This window comes from Streptomyces sp. CB02056, from assembly GCF_001905545.1.
Classification (GTDB): domain Bacteria; phylum Actinomycetota; class Actinomycetes; order Streptomycetales; family Streptomycetaceae; genus Kitasatospora.
The window spans coordinates 57,660-74,687 of the sequence record NZ_LIPD01000010.1 but is presented as its reverse complement, the minus strand read 5'-3'; the positions used below and the strand labels follow the sequence as shown (position 1 = coordinate 74,687).

Annotated in this window: 15 protein-coding genes; 8 read left to right on the top strand and 7 right to left on the bottom strand. The window is 75.4% G+C overall.

All coding sequences use genetic code 11. The features are described 5' to 3' along the window. The first annotated feature begins 2 nt into the window (after nucleotides 1-2). Nucleotides 3-674, top strand: coding sequence for a DUF6629 family protein (locus AMK13_RS27255; RefSeq protein ID WP_049655926.1), 672 nt, complete (start codon nucleotides 3-5; stop codon nucleotides 672-674). An 18-nt stretch (nucleotides 675-692) separates the two neighbouring features. Here the strand turns inward: AMK13_RS27255 and AMK13_RS27250 are convergent, their stop codons facing one another. Further along, nucleotides 693-2,117 carry an MFS transporter gene (locus AMK13_RS27250; protein WP_074004492.1) on the bottom strand — a complete coding sequence of 475 codons (1,425 nt, stop codon included), beginning with the start codon at nucleotides 2,115-2,117 and terminating at the stop codon, nucleotides 693-695. Continuing rightward, the gene (locus AMK13_RS27245; RefSeq protein WP_074004491.1) at nucleotides 2,114-2,737 is read right to left on the bottom strand and encodes an ArsR/SmtB family transcription factor; all 624 of its coding nucleotides are present in this window, start codon (nucleotides 2,735-2,737) and stop codon (nucleotides 2,114-2,116) included. Before AMK13_RS27245 ends, AMK13_RS27250 begins: the two co-directional genes overlap by 4 nt. Before the next feature lie 292 nt (nucleotides 2,738-3,029). On the opposite strand from AMK13_RS27245, the gene AMK13_RS27240 reads away from it, so the two are divergent. Together AMK13_RS27240 and polX are read left to right on the top strand one after the other, a co-directional pair. Then, nucleotides 3,030-3,743 carry an ATP-binding protein gene (locus tag AMK13_RS27240; protein WP_074004490.1) on the top strand — a complete coding sequence of 238 codons (714 nt, stop codon included), beginning with the start codon at nucleotides 3,030-3,032 and terminating at the stop codon, nucleotides 3,741-3,743. A gap of 58 nt (nucleotides 3,744-3,801) precedes the next feature. Then, nucleotides 3,802-5,532 carry a DNA polymerase/3'-5' exonuclease PolX gene (gene polX, locus AMK13_RS27235; protein WP_074004489.1) on the top strand — a complete coding sequence of 577 codons (1,731 nt, stop codon included), beginning with the start codon at nucleotides 3,802-3,804 and terminating at the stop codon, nucleotides 5,530-5,532. 40 nt (nucleotides 5,533-5,572) lie between these two features. On the opposite strand, the gene AMK13_RS27230 is transcribed toward polX, so the two are convergent. After that, nucleotides 5,573-6,451 (bottom strand): carbohydrate kinase family protein, encoded by an 879-nt coding sequence (locus AMK13_RS27230; protein ID WP_074004488.1) that lies wholly within the window; start codon nucleotides 6,449-6,451, stop codon nucleotides 5,573-5,575. Nucleotides 6,452-6,454: 3 nt separating this feature from the next. Next, nucleotides 6,455-7,456 (bottom strand): pseudouridine-5'-phosphate glycosidase, encoded by a 1,002-nt coding sequence (locus AMK13_RS27225; RefSeq protein ID WP_074004487.1) that lies wholly within the window; start codon nucleotides 7,454-7,456, stop codon nucleotides 6,455-6,457. Between the two features lie 138 nt (nucleotides 7,457-7,594). Here AMK13_RS27225 and AMK13_RS27220 point away from each other — a divergent pair, with 138 nt between their 5' ends. Together AMK13_RS27220 and AMK13_RS27215 are read left to right on the top strand one after the other, a co-directional pair. After that, nucleotides 7,595-8,497 (top strand): LysR family transcriptional regulator, encoded by a 903-nt coding sequence (locus tag AMK13_RS27220; RefSeq protein ID WP_049655825.1) that lies wholly within the window; start codon nucleotides 7,595-7,597, stop codon nucleotides 8,495-8,497. A gap of 186 nt (nucleotides 8,498-8,683) precedes the next feature. Then, nucleotides 8,684-10,348, top strand: coding sequence for a peptide-N4-asparagine amidase (locus AMK13_RS27215; RefSeq protein ID WP_079272513.1), 1,665 nt, complete (start codon nucleotides 8,684-8,686; stop codon nucleotides 10,346-10,348). A 374-nt stretch (nucleotides 10,349-10,722) separates the two neighbouring features. Here AMK13_RS27215 and AMK13_RS27210 read toward each other — a convergent pair whose 3' ends face one another. Beyond that, a complete protein-coding gene (locus tag AMK13_RS27210) occupies nucleotides 10,723-11,415 on the bottom strand; it encodes a response regulator (protein WP_274538703.1) in 693 nt (230 codons plus the stop codon). Between the two features lie 88 nt (nucleotides 11,416-11,503). On the opposite strand from AMK13_RS27210, the gene AMK13_RS27205 reads away from it, so the two are divergent. Next, a complete protein-coding gene (locus tag AMK13_RS27205; RefSeq protein ID WP_074004485.1) occupies nucleotides 11,504-13,087 on the top strand; it encodes a purple acid phosphatase family protein in 1,584 nt (527 codons plus the stop codon). A gap of 63 nt (nucleotides 13,088-13,150) precedes the next feature. Here the strand turns inward: AMK13_RS27205 and AMK13_RS27200 are convergent, their stop codons facing one another. Next, complete coding sequence (locus AMK13_RS27200) at nucleotides 13,151-14,413, bottom strand: sensor histidine kinase (protein ID WP_241853054.1); 1,263 nt, start codon at nucleotides 14,411-14,413, stop codon at nucleotides 13,151-13,153. A 160-nt stretch (nucleotides 14,414-14,573) separates the two neighbouring features. On the opposite strand from AMK13_RS27200, the gene AMK13_RS27195 reads away from it, so the two are divergent. Together AMK13_RS27195 and AMK13_RS27190 are read left to right on the top strand one after the other, a co-directional pair. Beyond that, nucleotides 14,574-15,188, top strand: a complete 615-nt coding sequence (locus tag AMK13_RS27195; protein ID WP_079272511.1) for a hypothetical protein — start codon at nucleotides 14,574-14,576, stop codon at nucleotides 15,186-15,188. 161 nt (nucleotides 15,189-15,349) lie between these two features. Then, nucleotides 15,350-16,132: a (2Fe-2S)-binding protein gene (locus tag AMK13_RS27190; protein WP_074004484.1), complete on the top strand. Its 783-nt coding sequence runs from the start codon at nucleotides 15,350-15,352 to the stop codon at nucleotides 16,130-16,132. 52 nt (nucleotides 16,133-16,184) lie between these two features. Here AMK13_RS27190 and AMK13_RS27185 read toward each other — a convergent pair whose 3' ends face one another. Next, nucleotides 16,185-16,946 (bottom strand): cache domain-containing protein, encoded by a 762-nt coding sequence (locus AMK13_RS27185; RefSeq protein WP_074004653.1) that lies wholly within the window; start codon nucleotides 16,944-16,946, stop codon nucleotides 16,185-16,187. Nucleotides 16,947-17,028: the final 82 nt, after the last annotated feature.

Here is a 17,028-nt window from a genome sequence, read left to right as displayed (position 1 = left end):
CGATGTGCTGGAACGCGCAGGCGGACGCCGTGGCCGGTGGGCTGGTCGCGGTCACGGGCGTGGCGTGTGTGGTCCGTGCCCGTCGGGCCGGCCGTCCCGAGCGTTTGCCGCTCGCCGCGCTCCCCCTGGTGCTGGGTGTGCACCAGCTGATCGAGGCGCTGGTCTGGCTCGGTACGGACGGCGGACTGCCGGACGGCCTCGCCGGAGCGGCCCGCACCGCCTGGGCGGTGGTCGCCCTGCCGCTGCTGCCCGTCCTGGTCCCGGCCGCCGTGTGGTGCGCCGCCGTCGGACCGCGCCGACGGGTGCTCGCCACGCTCACCCTGCTCGGTGCGGCGGTCGCCGTCCCGCTGGCCGTGGCCGTCGGCTCCCATCCGGTGACGGCCGCCGTGCACGGCCACACCCTCGGCTACGCGGTCGGCATCCCGTACCCGGCCCTCCTGCTGGCCGGTTACCTCCTCGCCACCGTCGGCTCCCTCCTGGTGAGCGGCGACCGCCTGCTCCGCCGTCTCGGTCTCGTCACCGGTGCGGGCGCCGTCGTCTGCGCCCTGCTCTGGCACCTCGCCTTCGTCTCCACCTGGTGCGCCCTCGCCGCCCTGGCCAGCCTGTTGCTGCTCCACTGGGCGGGGCACCGCCCGGCGGATGAGCCCGGCCCGGTCACCGATCGGGCCCGCTAGCCACGCCCGGGGGGCGGCTTACGCGCTGCGCGCCGGTTCCGGCTCGACGGCCGCGTCGGCCGCGTCGCCCACGTCGCCCGCGCCGACCACACCGCTCGCGCCGGCCACGCTGTCCGCTCGGCCCGAGCCGCCACGGAGGCGGTCCATCTCCCGCCACTCGGGGCGCAGCCCGGCCAGCGTGGTGGTCGCGAAGTACAGGGCGCCGGCCGCGATCAGGCTGGGTATGAGGCCGACCGTGGCGACCGCCGCACCGGCGACCAGGCCGCCGAGCGGGATGCCGGCCCAGGCGAGGGAGTCGCCGAGGGCGTGGACGCGGCCCAGCAGGTGGCGGGGCACCCGCTCGAAGAGCACCGCGCCGAGGATCGGGTTGAGGAAGCCGGAGCCGAAGCCGCCGATCGCGAAGACCGTGATCACCAGCCACATCGGCGCGCCGAGGGCGAGCACCATGAAGCGCGGTGCGCCGCACAGCAGGAAGCCGGTGAAGAAGACCGTCCGTCGGGGCAGTCGGGAGGCGACGGCCGCCGCTATCAGGCTGCCGACGACCGCGGTGGCACCCATGGAGGCGGCCTGCAGGCCGATGGCGGCCGGTCCGTTGCCGGACTCCCGCGCCCAGACCGGGACGAGGACGGTGATGAACCCGGCATCGATCAGGTTGGTGATCCCGATCATCACGATCACGGTGAGCAGCAGCGGCTCCGAGCGCAGGAACGTGAAGCCCTCGCGGAACATCCGCCAGTAACCCGCGGGCTGCTCCTCCCCGGACGCGTCAACGGCCGGATCGGCGGACGGATCCACGGCCGTGGCGGGCACCGCCGGGCGCCCCATGCCGCGCGGGAGCGCGACCGCGATGATCAGCGACCCGAGCGCGAAGGTGACCGCGTTGATCGCCAGCCCGGCCAGCGGGCCCATCAGGGCGACCAGCCCGCCGCCGACCGCCGGCCCGATGGTGGAGGCCAGCCGCTCGGTGACGCCCGACAGCCCGGTGGCGCGCTCCATCGGCACCCGGGCGTGGTCGGCCGCCTCCGGGACCATGACGGACTTGGCCAAGTCCCCCGGGCCGCGCATCGCCCCGATCACCGCGACCATCACCAGCAGCACCCAGAACGGAAGCAGCCCCTGCGCGTGCAGCAGCGGGACCAGCCCGGCCGCGACGGCGCTGACCGCGTCCGTCGTCCAGGACACCACGCGCGGCCCGAGCCGGTCGACTAACGGGCCCGTCAGCGCCTTGACCGCCACGTACGGCGCCATCTCGGCGAACGCGACAAGGCCCGTCATGGTGGCGCTGCCGGTGGTGGCCAGGACGAACCAGGGCAGGGCGATGGCCGAGACGCGCGTGCCCGTCACGGAGACGGCCATGGCCGTCAGCACCCCGGCCAGCGGGCGGAAGCTGCGCCCCGGCGCGTCGGTGGCGGTAGCAGCGGTGGCGGCGGTGCCGGTGGTCATGCGGTCTCCCCCTCGCTTGCGGTGGCGGTGGCGGTCGCGTCCGGCAGGAGGTGGACGACGACGGCCACCTGCTCGGTGCCCTCCGGCGCGGGCCCGCCGTGGTCGATCTGCCGGTAGCGCCGGACCACCTCGAACAGCTCGCCGGACAGCCGCTCGGCCTCGGCGGGCGTGAGCTGCAGGACCCGGTCACTGAGGTCCGTCACCCGGCGCCACTCGCGCGGCATGGTCTCGAAGGCGTCCAGCGTGCGCTGGGCCGTCTGGGTGTGCGCGGCCAGGACGGACCGCAGGAAGCCGGCGGCCGTGTCGAGCTCGTCGTCCGCCATGTCGTCCACCGTCCAGACGGTGAGCGGGTGGGCCGAACGCCACCACCGCTCGCGGGCGTTGCCGCGCTCCTCGTCCTCCTCGACGAAGCCCGCGGCGGCGAGCTGGCGCAGGTGGTAGCTGGTGGCTCCGGAGTTGAGCCCCAGCTGCTCGGCGAGCCTCGTCGCCGTGGACGGGCCGTGCTTGCGCAGGAGCCCGACCAACTGCATCCGCACGGGATGCGCCATCGCCCGCATGTTCTTGGCGGTGATGGCGATGTGCGGGTCGTCGCTGTGCTTCCAGCCGCGTTCTTCGGTCATGGCAGGAGACTAGAACCCCAAAGAGTTCTTTGCAAAGGGTTTTTTGCGAAAGATCTTTTGCGAAGAAGTCCTTGCGGTTACTCGATCCGCAGTAGGCCACGCCTCCGGGCCCCGCCGGTCGGCGGGTGCCCGGCCGGCCGCTCGGCGGGGGCCCCGGAGCGGACCGCGACCCGGAGCGGGATTGTCACCCGGGCGGCCGAGGCGCACGCTGGCAGGAAGGGCCCGGAAGCCGGCCCACCCCGGTCGGCCGCGGATTCGATGACGGCCGCCGGGGAGCACGAGGGGCAGGGCGATGGCACGCGGGAGGCTCTGGGGCTACGTCGCGACGGGAGCCAAGGCGCTCGGCGCGCTCGGCGGCACCGTCGGCGCGGTCGGCACCGGGCGCCGGGGCGGGTCCGGGCGCGTGGGCGCGGCGGCGCCGGCCGGGGCCGAGGAGGGCCCCGGCCCGTACTCGCCCGGCGCGATGGCCGCGCCCAGGGCGCTCGACCGCACCGAGCTGGAGCGGCTGCGGTGGACCGGCCGGCAGGCCGGCTGCGAACCGATGGCCCGGCACGTCCAGGTGGCCGACGTGGTCCGCCGGGTGGTGCGCGGCGGCGGGCGGGCGGCGGCCGTCACGGTCCGGGTGGCCCCCGGGCTCCCGGTGGTGGCCGGGGACGCCCGCCGGCTGGAGGCCGTCCTCGCCGGGCTGGTCGACCACGCGATCCGGCGCAGCCCGCTGGGCGGCCGGGTGCTGGTCCGGGCCGACGTGGCGGGCGGCGCGTCCGCGCTGCGGGCGCCCGGACGGACGGCGGCGACCCGCGCCCGGGTGGAGGTCCGGGTCTCCGACCGGGGCGCCTACGAGCCGACCGAGGCGCGCGAGCGGCTGATCGCGGGCGTGCGGGCGGACGGCCCGGTCGGGCCCGCCCTGCACCGCCTGGTGGTGGCCGCGGGCGGCCGGCTCGCGGTGGAGCCCACCCCCGGCGGCGGGCTGACCATGGTCCTGCTGCTGACCGTCGCGTACGACTGACGGAGTACACGAGGAAGTACACCCGGCGCCCCCGCCCCACCGACCCTAGACTTGCCCCATGCCCCGGCTCAACGACCAGGTCAGGGAGCTGCTCCAGGAGTACGCCGTCCTGATCAACATCACCGGCGGGGACGCCTTCCGGGCCCGCGCCTACGAGAAGGCCGCCCGCGCGGTCGGCGGCCACCCCGAGGACCTGGCCGGCCTGGACGTCAAGGGCCTGCAGCAGATCCCCGGCGTCGGCAGGTCCACCGCCGAGAAGATCGCCGGGTACCTCGCCACCGGGACCATCCCCGCCCTGGAGGCGCTGCGCGCCGAGGTCCCGTCCGGCGTACGGGAGATGACGGCCGTCCCCGGGGTCGGGCCCAAGCGCGCCCTGGCCCTCTACCGCGACCTCGGGATCGCCTCGGTGGACGAACTCGCCGCGGCCGCCCGGGCCGAGCGGCTCGCCGACCTGCCCGGCTTCGGCGAGCGCAGCGGCGAGCGGATCCTGCACGGCATCGAGCTGATGCGGCAGTCCGGCGGCCGCACCCTGCTGGACACCGCCACCGAGCTGGCCGAGCAGCTGGTCGCCGCGCTCTCCGCCGTCCCCGGCTGCACCCGCTGCGCGTACGCGGGCTCGCTGCGCCGGATGCGCGAGACGGTGGGCGACATCGACGTGCTCGCGACCGCGGCGGACTCCGCCCCGCTGATGGCCGCGCTCACCGAACTCCCCTACGTCGCCGAGGTGATCGGCAGCGGCGGCACCAAGACCTCGGTCCGTACCACCCAGGGCGTACAGGTGGACCTGCGGGTCCTCCCGGAGGAGGACTGGGGAGCGGCGCTGGTCTACTTCACCGGCTCGAAGGCGCACAACATCCGGCTGCGCACGATGGCCGTCCGGGCCGGGCTGAAGCTCTCCGAGTACGGGCTGTTCGAGGTGGACGGCGGCGCCAAGGTGGTCTCGGAGACCGAGGAGGAGGTGTACGCGGCGCTCGGCCTGCCGTGGATCCCGCCGCCGCTGCGCGAGGACCGGGGCGAGATCGAGGCCGCGCTGGAGGGCGGACTCCCGGACCTGGTCCAGGAGTCCGACCTGCGCGGCGACCTGCACACCCACACCGACCTGACCGACGGGCTCGCCACCCTGGAGGAGATGGTCGACACCGCCGCCGCCCGCGGCTACTCCTACTTCGCCGTCACCGACCACGCCCCGGACCTGGTGATGCAGCGGATGACGGACGAGAAGATGCTCGCCCAGCGCGAACAGCTGCGACAACTCGCCGACCGGCACAAGAAGTTGCGCCTGCTGCACGGCACCGAGCTGAACATCGGCCCGGACGGCGGGGTGGACTGGCCACCGGAGTTCCTGGCCGGCTTCGACGTCTGCGTGGCCTCCGTGCACTCGCACTTCGCCCTGGACCGGGCCGCCCAGACCCGTCGGCTGATCCGCGCCTGCGAGAACCCGTACGTGCACGTCATCGGACACCTCACCACCCGCCGGATCGGCCGGCGCGGACCGATCGACGTCGACCTGGACGCCGTGTTCGAGGCCGCCGCGCGCACCGGCACCGCGATCGAGATCAACAGCTCCCCGCAGCGGCTCGACCTGCGCGACGAGGACGTCCTGCGGGCGAGGCGGCACGGCGTGCGGTTCGCGATCGACAGCGACGCGCACGCCACCGGCCAGCTCGGCTACCCGCGCTACGGCATCGGCACGGCGCAGCGCGGCTGGCTCACCGCCGAGGACGTGGTCAACACCTGGACCTGGCAGAAGCTGAAGCACTTCCTCCGCAAGGACGCGGTGCCCAGGTAGCCCCGGGCAAGCCCGCCGCCGAAGGGCACCCGCCGAACCGTCACTCCCCGCCGAAGGAGGCCCCCGGCGAGGCCAGCACCCGGGCCGCGCTGCGGTGCCCGAGGCCGGCCGCGCGCCCGAGGTCCCCGGTGTCCAGGAAGCCGGCCAGGAACCCCGCCGCGAAGGCGTCCCCGGCCCCGGTGAGGTCGCGCACCTCCGCCACCGGCGGCACCGGCACCATGACCAGCGGCTCGCCCGGGACGTCGACGGCGGTCGCCTCGGCGCCCGCCTTGGTGACCACCGTGGTGGCCGCCAGCCGGGCCCGCTCCGGCCCCGGCAGGCCGCCGACCAGCAGTCCGAGGAACGCCGACTCGGAGCGGTCGGCGAACACGAAGGTCGGCGCCAGCCCGGCCAGCAGGACCAGGAAGCGCTCCCGGCCGAAGCGCTCCAGCATCCCGGTCGAGGAGGCGTCCACCGAGGTGGTGCCGCCCGCCCGCCGGACCCGGGCGAGCGCGTCCACCGCCGTACCGCCGACCGGCTCGCCGTCGAAGGAGTAGGCCGGCACGTGCAGGTGGGTCAGTCCGGCCAGCCAGGCGTCCGGGACCCGCTCCAGCAGCGTGGCGGCGCCCCGGTCGGGCAGCATGGTCCGCTCGCCGCCCTGGTCGATCAGCACCACGACGCTGCCGGTCCGGCCGCGCCGGGAGACCCGTACGTCGACGCCGTGGCCGGTCAGTTCGGCGACGACGCCGTCCCCGACCGCGTCCTCGCCGACGCAGCCGAGGAAGCGGGCCGGGTACTGCCCGGCGGCGAAGCAGGCGACGTTGGCCGCGCTGCCGCCGCGCCGCCGGAAGACCCGGGCGCCGGAGTCGGTGCCGTGCCGCAGCGGGCCGTCGGCCCAGACCACGATGTCCTCGACGAGGTCCCCGAGCACCCCCAGCACGGCTCAGGCCCCGGTCTCGACGGCGCCCGCCGAGGCCGCAGCACCCGCCGCAGCAGCACCGGAGGCACCGGAGGCACCACCGGCGAGCGCCGTCGCGATCTCCCCGCCGAGCCGGACGTTGCCCCGGTACACCTCGACGTTGACGTCCAGGCTGCGCCCGCCGGTGTCCCGCTGGATGAAGTCGAGCAGGAACGGCGTGGCGGCGTTCCCGGTGACGCCCTGCCGCTCGGCCTCGGCCCAGGCGCGGGCCAGGATGCCGTCCAGTTCCTCCGGCGGCAGCTGCTTGGCCGGGTCAACCGGGTTGGCGATCAGGACGGCCTGCGGCAGGCCGAGCCGGTCGCGGGCCTCGATCACCCCGGCGGCCTGCTCGGGCGACTCCACGCTGAAGTTGATCTCGTGGCCGGAGTCGGTGACGTAGAAGCCGGGGTACCTGCGGGTGCGGTAGCCGATGACCGGGATGTTGTACGTCTCGAAGCGTTCCAGGGTGGCCCGGATGTCGAGGATGGACTTCACGCCCGCGCTGACCACGGTGACCGGGGTGGCGGCCAGGGCGGTCAGGTCGGCCGACTCGTCGAAGCTCTCCGAGGCGCCGAAGTGCACGCCGCCGAGGCCGCCGGTGGAGAAGACCCGGATGCCGGCGCGGTGGGCGAGGAAGGCGGTGGCGGCGACGGTGGTGCCGCCGTGCCGGCTGAGCGCGGCGACCACCGGGAGGTCGCGCAGGCTCACCTTGTCCAGGCCGTCGGCGGCGGACAGTTCGGTGATCTGTCCGGTGCTCAGCCCGACCGTGGGCACCCCGGCGTGCACCCCGATCGTGGCGGGCACGACGCCCGCCGCCCGCAGCTGCCGCTCCGCCTCCAGCGCGACGGCCAGGTTGCGCGGCCGCGGCAGGCCGTGGGTGAAGATGGTCGACTCCAGGGCGACCACCGGCCGGCCGTCGGCGAGCGCCCGGGCGACCTCCTCGGAGACCTGGACGGCGGGAGCGGCGGGGGGAAGAAGTCCGGTCATGATGCGAACTCTCTGTGAGGCTGCCGCTGCGGTGGGGCAACGTGCTGCTCAGCGTATGGACGGTTCACATCGGAATCCAGAATGAGTACTGAGGTTTCTGATAGGCCATCACCTATTGGTTCGTCTACCCTGTCACCCATGGGTTTCACCTTGCGCCAGCTCCAGGTCTTCCTGACCGTCGCCGAGACGCTGCACTTCGGGCGGGCCGCCGAGCGGCTGCACATCTCGCAGCCGACGGTCAGTCAGGAGGTCGCCCGGCTGGAGCGGACCGTCGGCGTCGAGCTGTTCGACCGCAGCCGCCGCTCGGTCGCGCTCACCGAGGCCGGCGAGGTGATGGCCGCCGAGAGCACTCTGCTGCTCCGGCAGGCCGAGACGCTGCTGACCCGGGTGCGGCTGCACGAGGAGTCCCGGCTGGGCACCGCCCGGATCGTCGCCTCGCCGAGCGTGGTGAACCGCCTGCTGCCCGCCGTGGTCAGCCGGGCCGAGCAGGAGCTGCCCGCGCTCGACACCGCCGAACTGGCCGTGGACACCGGGCAGGTCTCCGCCACCCTGGCCGCCGAGCTGGCCGACATCGGGCTCGGCCGCTTCCTGGACGAGGTGGACGGCTACCGGCTGGAGCGGATCGCCGACGAACCGGTGCTGGTCGCGCTCGGCCGGGACCACCCACTGGCCCGCCGGAGCAGCCTGCGCCTGGCCGAACTGCGCGACCTGCCCCTGCTGTTGTGGCCGCGCGAGCAGCACCCCCGCTACTACGACCACGTGCTCGGCCTCTGCGCGGAGCACGGCGTGGACCCGCCGGTGCTGGTCAGCCCGCCCCGGATCGTCGGCTCCCGGCTCTACCTGCTCGCCCGCAACCGCGCCTTCTCGCTGGTGCCCGGCTCGATGACCGGCCACCTCACCGAGGACGTGGCCACCGTACGGCTGGAGGGGCGGGCCGCGCTGCCGCTGGAGATGCAGTGGCGGACGGACGACCGGCGGCCCCGGCTGGCCTCGCTGCGGGACCTGATCCGGCAGGAGGCCGCGGAGTTGGAGGACCGCTGACCCGACGCACTCCGTGACCGGCCCGGCCCGACCCACTCCCTGACCGGCGCGACCCGACCCACCCGCCGGCCCGGATCCGGTCGGCGCGAATCCTTGACGCTGGCATGCCACCCCCGAAAGGATTCCCGGATCATCCGACCGGCCCGCGGCACCCGCCCGCGGGCCGCCCGACCCCGGGAACCCGCCTTGGCCCTGCGCCCGTTGCTCCGCCGCACCGCCGGTCTGATCGGCGCCGCCGTCCTCACCCTGGCCGGCACCCTCACCGCCGCCGCCCCGGCCCACGCCGACTTCGGCACCGACTACCACGACCCGGTCACCGCCACCAAGCCGCTCACCCGCCCCGACACCCGCTCCTGCACCGTCGAGGTGATGCACGAGCGCGAGTTCCGCAACGGGTACGGCAACCCGCCGGACACCCCGTACAACGCCACCCTCACCCCGCCCGCCGACTGCGCCGGCCCCTGGTCCGCGGTGGTCATGGACCTCCACGGGCAGGTCGCCGGGCGGCAGTTCGACCGGATCTTCAGCGTCCGCGTCGGCGGCGTCCAGGTGCTGCTCTCCTCCACCCCGGAGCCGTCCAAGGACGGCATCGCCTGGAACGTCGAGCGCGACGTCACCCGCTACGCCCCGCTCTTCGCGGGCGGCCCGCAGGAGTTCTCCTTCGACCTCGCCAACGTCACCGACGCCACCTACACCGGCGTCTTCACGATCAGCGCGAAGCTGACCTTCTACACCGCGGACGCGCACTGGCCGGCCGCCCGCTCCGCCGACCGGCTGCTCACCACCGGCCCGTTCGGGCTCACCCAGGCCGCCCCCGCCGCCGGGCGCGACCTCGTCTTCCCGCAGAACCTCGAACGCCTCACCGCCGAGGTCTACGCCCGGGGCGGCGGCGCCTGCGAGGAGTTCGCCTACGCCTCCGCACCGGACGCCTTCGCCGCCGCCAACCCCGGCAGCGGCATCTGCGGCAAGGGCCCGTTCCGCGAACTGCGGCTCACCGTGGACAGCCGGGTGGCCGGCGCGGTCTGGCCGTACCCGGTGATCTACACCGGCGGCTGGGACCCGCTGCTCTGGCGGCCCGTGCCCGGCGTCTTCGCCTTCGACCTGCCCGCCTACCGGCTCGACCTCACCCCGTACGTCGGACTGCTGCTGGACGGCCGGCCGCACAGCGTGGGCGTCACCGTGAACACCGCCGAGGCGCAGAGCAACGACGTCTGGACCGGCCAGGTCAACCTCTTCGCCGAGACCGACCACGGCGCCGCCCGCACCACCGGACAGCTCACCGACCACCGGGTCGCCCCGGAGGCCACCGTCGCCACCGACCTCGCCGACCACGGCGGCGGCAGCGGCGACTGGACGGTCACCGCCGCCCGCGACGACCTCGCCCGGGGCTGGGTGCAGACCTCGCACGGCCGGATCACCACCGAGGTACGCGACGAGCTCGCCTTCCGCTCCGCCCAGCGGCTGCGCGACGGCGGCAACGACGTGACGCTGCACAACGGCACCGACCTCACCCGCACCACCGCGACCTGGGGCGGCGGCCCGCACCGCACCACCACCGTGCACGAGGGCGAACCGCTGGACGTCAGCTACCGGGTGAGCCGCGACGCGGCCGGGAACACCGACCAGACCACCGCCATGGAGCTCGGCTACCACCGCGAGGCCACCGCGGCGACCGGCGGCCACGTCACCGAGCGCTCCACCGTCGACCACACCCTGCGCCCCACCGCCCGGCGGCACGACGGGGACCGCACCGTCCGGACCGGCGGCAGCACGGAGGAGTACCGCAGCACCGGGCCCGACGGGCCGTACCAGCGGACGCTGACCTTCGTGGACGGCTGGCCGCGCTCCTGACGGAGGTCTCGTCGTCCGGCAGTCCCAGTGCCCGGCAGCCCCGTCGCCCGGCAGCCCCGCAAGCCGATCCACCCCGGATTGCCCGAGTTGCGAAAATTGGTTGGATTCATACCGTTCACCCCTGGTGCACAGCCCGCAGGAGGCGCATGATGGGAGATGGACCTGCGAGGTAGCTGAAGGAGTTCGACCGCAGGAGGCAGTGGCGACGGATCGAGACGGATCAGGGTCCGACGCTGGATGACTACCTCGGTCGACGATCGAACTACCGGCCGGAGGACTCACGTCCGGAGGCCACCCCCACCTCGTAGGTTCCGCGCGTCCACGGAGCATCCCCTCGGCCCCGTGGGCGCGCACCCGTCTCCGCGGCACCGCCGCTACCGCTCCTGCGCCGCCCAGCCCATCTCCCAGGCGTGCACCGCGATCCCGACCCGGTTCGCCACCCCGAGCTTGCGCTGGACGCTGGCGACGTGGGTCTTCACCGTCCCCGGCGAGATGAACAGCTCCGCGGCGATGTCCGCGTTGGTGCGGCCCGCCGCGACGTGCCCGGCGATCTCCACCTCCCGCTCGGTCAGCGGCACCACCGGCGCCGGCCGCCGCCGCTCCGGGCGGCGCGGCGCCGTCACGTGCCGCAGCAGCCGGACGGTGACCGACGGGCTGATCAGGCTCTCCCCGTCCGCCGCCGCCCGCACCGCCTCGGCCAGCAGGGACGGGCCGGAACGCTTCAGCAGGAAGCCGGACGCCCCGTGCCGCAGGGCCGGGTACACGTACTCGTCCAGGTCGAAGGTGGTCAGCACCACGACCCGCACCGGCTCCGCCACCCCCGGCCCGGCCAGCCGCCGGGTCAGCTCCAGTCCGTCCATCCGCGGCATCCGGATGTCCACCAGCGCGACGTCCGGCCGCAGTTCGGCCGCCAGCTCCAGTGCGGCGAGCCCGTCCGCCGCCTCGCCCACCACCTCGATGTCCGGCTGGGCCGTCAGGATCCGCCGCACACCGCGCCGTACGGCCTCCTGGTCGTCCGCGATCAGGGTGCGGATCACCCGCGGGCCGTCGCCGTTCGTCCTCGTCACGCCCAGCAGTGTGACGCACGGGTGACGGACGGGAAAGTTCACGCGGCGGACCCGGCGCGGTTCACCTTCGTCCGGTGGGCTGGCCGCCATGAACGATTCCAGTGGACGTCTCCCCGTCAGCAGGCGCGGGCTCCTGGCCGGGGCGACCGGCGTCGGCCTCGGCGGTGCCGTGTCCCTCTCCGGCGTCTCGGCCGCCCCCGCCGCCGCCTCCCCGGTGCTCTGGCAGCGGCCGGACCGCTCCGGCGCGCCGCGGGTGGCCGGCCTCCACCTCCAGTTCGGCTCGGACGCCTCCCGCGAGGTGGTGGTCTCCTGGCACACCACCCGGTCCGTCGGCAACCCCCGGGTGGTGTACGGGACTTCGAACGGCGGCTTCGGCCGGACGGTCCAGGCCGCGACCCGCACCTACCGGGACGCCGCGTCCGGCACCGAGGTCCAGACGCACCACGCCCGGCTGACCGGCCTGCGCGCCGACACGGACTACGTCTACGCCGCCGTCCACGACGGCACCACCCCCGAACTCGGCACCGTCCGCACCGCCCCGCGCGGCCGGTCCGCCTTCACCTTCACCAGCTTCGGCGACCAGGGCACCCCGACCCTCGGCAAGAAGACCGCCAACGGCTACGTGAACGACAACCTCGGCAGCCCCGCCGCCGGCGACACCACCGCCGGGGTCGAGCGGATCGCCCCGCTGTTCCACCTGCTCAACGGCGACCTCTGCTACGCGAACATCGCCACCGACCGGGTCCGCACCTGGTCCGACTGGTTCGAGAACAACACCCGCTCGGCCCGCCACCGCCCCTGGATGCCCGCGGCCGGCAACCACGAGAACGAGAAGGGCAACGGCCCGATCGGCTACGGCGCCTACCAGGCGTACTTCGAGCTGCCGGACGCCCGCTCCGACGCGGAGACGCGCGGCCTGTGGTACTCGTTCACGGCCGGCTCGGTGCGGGTGATCAGCCTCAACAACGACGACGTGGCCTACCAGGACGGCGGCAGCAGCTACGTCCACGGCTACTCCGGCGGCGCCCAGCAGCGCTGGCTGGAACGGGAGTTGATCGCGGCCAACGCGGACCCGGGGATCGACTGGATCGTGGTCTGCATGCACCAGGTGGTGATCTCCACCGCCGACAAGTTCAACGGCGCCGACCTCGGCGTCCGCGAGGCCTGGGTGCCGCTGTTCGACAAGTACGGCGTGGACCTGGTGGTCTGCGGCCACGAGCACCACTACGAGCGCTCGCACCCGATCCGCGGCCAGCAGCCGACCGACACCCGCACGCCGATCCCGGTCTCCACCGGTACCGAGACCATCGACACCACCAAGGGCACCGTCCACATGGTCATCGGCGGCGGCGGCACCTCGGCTCCGTCCAACCAGCTCTTCTTCAGCCCCGCCAAGGCCCGGGTGATCACCGGCGTCGGCGCCGTCGACCCGGCCACCGGCAAGCGCCCGCCGGTGTACGTGATCGAGGACGCCCCCTGGTCCGCCTTCCGGGACGCCGACAACCCGTACGGCTTCGCCTCCTTCGACGTCGACCCGGGCGGGCGCAACGGGCAGACCACGATCGGCGTCACCTACTACTCCGTCAGCGGGCCGTACGGGGACCTCGTCCCGGTCGACCGCTTCACCCTGACCCGCCCGCGCGGCACCCGGGGCGGCGGCCGGGGCCACTGAGCGCGACGCACCCGGAAGCGGGGGCAGCCCTACGGCGCCGGCCGACGCCGCAGGACGCGTGCCTCAGCGCCCCGGCAGGGAGCAGCTGACCCGCCAGCCCCCGGGCGTGCCCGGGCCGGCTGTCAGCGAGCCCCCGTGGGCGGCGGCGCGGGCGGTGAGCCCGGCCAGGCCGGTGCCGCCGGCGCCGGGGCGGCGGCGCAGCAGCGGCCTGCGGGACGGGCCGCCGTCGTCGGTGACGGTCAGCTCGACCGTGCCGTCCGTGCCAGGGGCCACCCGGACGGTGACCTCGGTGGCCTGCGGCGCGTGCCGACGGATGTTGGTGAGGGCCTCCAGGACGACGGCGTACGCGGTCGCCTCGGCCTCGGCGGAGAGCCGGCCGGCGGTCTCGGGCGCCAGCTCGGCGGTGGCGCGCGGGGCACCGGTGGTGCCGCCGGCACCGGTGGCGCCGAAGCGGGTGACCAGTTCGGGGAGGTCGGCCAGGCCCAGCCGGCGCGTGGTCGCCCCGTCGGCCCGCTCCTCCCGGCCCGGCGGATCGGACCGGCCGTCCCGGCCGCCCTCACCGCCCGGCTCGCGCAGGGCGCCGACCATCTCGTCCATCGAGTCCAGCGCCCGCAGCCCGGCCTCCTCCAGGCGCCGCAGCAGTGCGGCGGTCTCCCCCGGCTCCTGGTCCGGGAGTTGACCGGCCTGGGCCTCCAGCACGATGCCGGTGATCTCGTGGGCGACGAAGTCGTGCAGCCCCCGGGCCACCTCCAGCCGCTGTTCGCGCCGGGCCCGGGCGACCGCCCGCTCCCGTCGGGCGTCCAGGACCCGCAGGTAGAGGGCCGCCCCCGCGACACCGAGCAGCGGCAGCAGCGAGAGCAGCACCCCGACCACCGACCAGGCCGCACCGCCCTGCGGCGTCCGCAGGGAGAACCGCAGCGGCAGCAGCACCGCCGCGAGCCCGAGCAGCCCGCCGACCGGGCCGACCCGGCGGTCGGACAGCCCGCGGACGGCCCGGAAGAGCAGCCCGAGCAGGGCGAGCCACTCGAACGGCAGCCAGAACGCGGGCAGCCGGTACGGCCCCGGGTAGACCAGGTCGACCAGCAGCGAGGCCCCGGCCACCGCCCCGACCGCCGCACCGAGCGTGATCCGCCCGGCGGGCCAGGGCAGCAGCGCCACCACCGCGGCGAACGCCGCCGTCAGGGCGAGCAGCGCGGCCGCCGCCCGGGCGTCCGGTTGCGCCAGCAGGACGGGCGCCAGCAGGGCGAGCGCGGAGACGGCGGCGAGCGGCCGCCGGATCCGGGCGGAGCGGGGTCGGGCGGAGCTGGTTCGGGCTTCGGTGCGCACCCACCGAGCCTAGGGGGCAGCTCTCCCGGGGGAGGCCGGTTCCTTCCCGGGGAGGAGCGGCCCACCGTCAACTCCCCTCCGCAGCGGGAGGCCCGCGCGGCCGGGCGGAAGCATGCTGAGTGGCACCGGAACGACCGAGCCCGAAGGAGAACCCACCCCCATGAACCGCCGCCTCGCCACCGCCGCCGTCTCGCTCCTCCTGCTGACCGCGACGGCCGCCACCGCCGCACCGGCCGCCGTCGCCGCACCGACCACCACCGTCGCACCGCTCCCCGCCGCACAGGCGTCCGCAGCACAGGCGTCCGCCACGGAACCGGCCGACCCCGCGGGCGGCTTCGGACCGGTGAGCGTGCGCGGCACCGGCAACACCGTCCTCACCACGGCCTTCCAGGGCTTCGAGGGCGACCCGGTGCAGATCTCGGTGGACGCCCGCACTTCCACCAACACCGATCCGCGCGGCACCGCGGGCCACTTCCACGTCCGTCACGTGCACACCGACGGCCGGCTGGTCGCCGACTTCGAGGGCGACATCACCTGCCTGGCCGTCGGCGGCCGGGAGGCGATCGCCACCGGGGTGATCACCAAGAGCGAGGCGCCGTGGTTCCCGGGCCTGGAGCTGACCGGTCAGAAGGTCGCGCTCTCGGTGGAGGACAACGGGCGGCGCGGGGACCGGATGGGCTGGGTCTGGGGCGTCTTCGGCCAGCCGGTCTCGGACTGCCAGGGCACGGTACCGTTCATCCGCACGACCAGTGGTGACTTCTCCGTGCGCGGCTGACACCCGGCCGACCAGGCCTGCCCGGGCCGCTCGGGTCCGACCGGGGCGACGCGCATGGTCGCCCGAGCACCCACAGACCTGGAGGCCCCGATGCCCCTCGACCATCCGACCACCCCGCCGCGGGCGGGTGCGGGGTTCAACGACCGCACAGGGGACGGCCGTTGAACCCCGCACCCGGCCTTCGGCCGCCGGACTACGCCCGACTCGCCGCCGTCGGGCCGTACTTCGCGCTGGACACCGCACCGGCCGACCGTCCGCCCGAGGGCTTCCGGCCGCTGGCCGAGCTGTACGGCACCGGGCCGGACGCGCCGTTGGCGGCGCGGCTGCGGGTGGTGGCGCGGCGGCTCGGCACCGACGAGCCCCGGGTCGCCGCCTCGATCCTGCACCTGGGACTGGCCGCCCGCTTCTGGTCGGTGGGCCTGGGCTCGGCCGTCCTGCTGGGGACGGTCCCGACCCTGGAACACGCCTGGGTGCGGATCCCGGACCAGGGCCCGCTCGACCTGTGGACCCCGCCGGAGCCCGTCCGGCCGCCCGCCGTTCCGTCCTCCGGGACAGCCGCCGGGCCGACCGCCGGGAAGGCCGCCGGGTCGCTCGCCGACCAGTTGCACGAGGCCGTCCTGCTGGGCCAGTTGGAGCCGCTGGCGACGGCCGTCCGGGCGGCCGCCCCGCTCTCCCGCCGCCTGCTGCTCGGCAACGCCGCCTCCGCGCTGGCCGGGACGCTGCGGATCCTGGACGCCCATGCGCCGGTCGCCGCACGGGCGTTGGTGGCGGAGCTGCTGGACCGTCCGCCGCTGGCCGGGTCGGGCACCCTGCGCACCGGGCCGCGCGGTACGGCGTTCCGCCGGAACAGCTGCTGCCTCTACTACCGGCTGGGCCCGGGCGCCGGTCTCTGCGGGGACTGCTGCTTCAGCACGCCGCCCGGCCGCGGGAAGCGGAACGGCTAATACCTTCACAAATGAAGGTCATATCGGCTTGCCGGCACCGTCCGGTCACCCGTCAGCCGCGCACCACCGTCCAGTCCACCGCCGCCGACGGCACCCCGGCCCGCCCGGCCGCCGGGTCCGCGAGCAGCCCGCGCGCCAGCGAACCCACCGGCAGGGCCGGGGTGGTGGCGGCCAGCACCCGCCCCTCGCCGTCGAGCAGCGCGGCCTCGCCGGCCAGCTCCCGCAGCGGCGGCACCAGCAGCCGTTCCAGCGCGGCCAGCGGGACGTCCCCGGCCGCCACCCCGACGAAGCCGGCGCCCGGGACGACCACCGGCCGGGCGCAGCACAGCACGTACCGGTCGGCACAGAGCAGGTCGACCTGCGGCCCGGCCACCACGGCCCGCCCCTCGTCCCGGGGCCGGGCGAACCAGGGCAGCACCCGGTAGTCGTAGAACTCGGCGTCCGCCGGGTCGAGCACGAGGCGCAGCCGCCGCTCCCCGGCCCCGCGCGCGCCGCGGTACCACCACTCCGCGTGCAGGTCCGCGTCGGCGAGCGCGCCGGGTGCCACGACCGCTCCGCAGCCGAACCAGCGCGAGCCGGGCCGCGCCAGCAGTTCGCCCACCGCCCCGCGCACCGCGGCGAGTTCGGCGGCCCCGGGCCGGCGGCCCTCGGCGGCCGCCCGGGTCCAACAGTCGGCCGCGGCCGCCCGCAGGCCGTCCAGTTCGGCGAGCACCTCGTCGACGGCGGCGGCGACCCGTCGGGCGCAGCGCTCGACGGCGGCGGGCCCGCCGCGGGCTCGGGCAACGGGCAGGGCGGGGCTGGACGCGCTGGTCATGACGGCTCCGGCGGCGAGGGAGGGTTCCGGCGGCAACGGGCTTCCGGCAACGGACTTCCGGCGAGGGACGGCTCCGGGAACG

What these genes read in the sequence shown, in the direction of transcription:
- AMK13_RS27255 (WP_049655926.1), top strand. Translation starts at nt 3, where the DNA reads ATGTGCTGGAACGCGCAGGCGGACGCCGTGGCCGGTGGGCTGGTCGCG.
- AMK13_RS27250 (WP_074004492.1), bottom strand. Translation starts at nt 2,117, where the DNA reads ATGACCACCGGCACCGCCGCCACCGCTGCTACCGCCACCGACGCGCCG.
- AMK13_RS27245 (WP_074004491.1), bottom strand. Translation starts at nt 2,737, where the DNA reads ATGACCGAAGAACGCGGCTGGAAGCACAGCGACGACCCGCACATCGCC.
- AMK13_RS27240 (WP_074004490.1), top strand. Translation starts at nt 3,030, where the DNA reads ATGGCACGCGGGAGGCTCTGGGGCTACGTCGCGACGGGAGCCAAGGCG.
- polX (WP_074004489.1), top strand. Translation starts at nt 3,802, where the DNA reads ATGCCCCGGCTCAACGACCAGGTCAGGGAGCTGCTCCAGGAGTACGCC.
- AMK13_RS27225 (WP_074004487.1), bottom strand. Translation starts at nt 7,456, where the DNA reads ATGACCGGACTTCTTCCCCCCGCCGCTCCCGCCGTCCAGGTCTCCGAG.
- AMK13_RS27220 (WP_049655825.1), top strand. Translation starts at nt 7,595, where the DNA reads ATGGGTTTCACCTTGCGCCAGCTCCAGGTCTTCCTGACCGTCGCCGAG.
- AMK13_RS27205 (WP_074004485.1), top strand. Translation starts at nt 11,504, where the DNA reads ATGAACGATTCCAGTGGACGTCTCCCCGTCAGCAGGCGCGGGCTCCTG.
- AMK13_RS27195 (WP_079272511.1), top strand. Translation starts at nt 14,574, where the DNA reads ATGAACCGCCGCCTCGCCACCGCCGCCGTCTCGCTCCTCCTGCTGACC.
- AMK13_RS27185 (WP_074004653.1), bottom strand. Translation starts at nt 16,946, where the DNA reads ATGACCAGCGCGTCCAGCCCCGCCCTGCCCGTTGCCCGAGCCCGCGGC.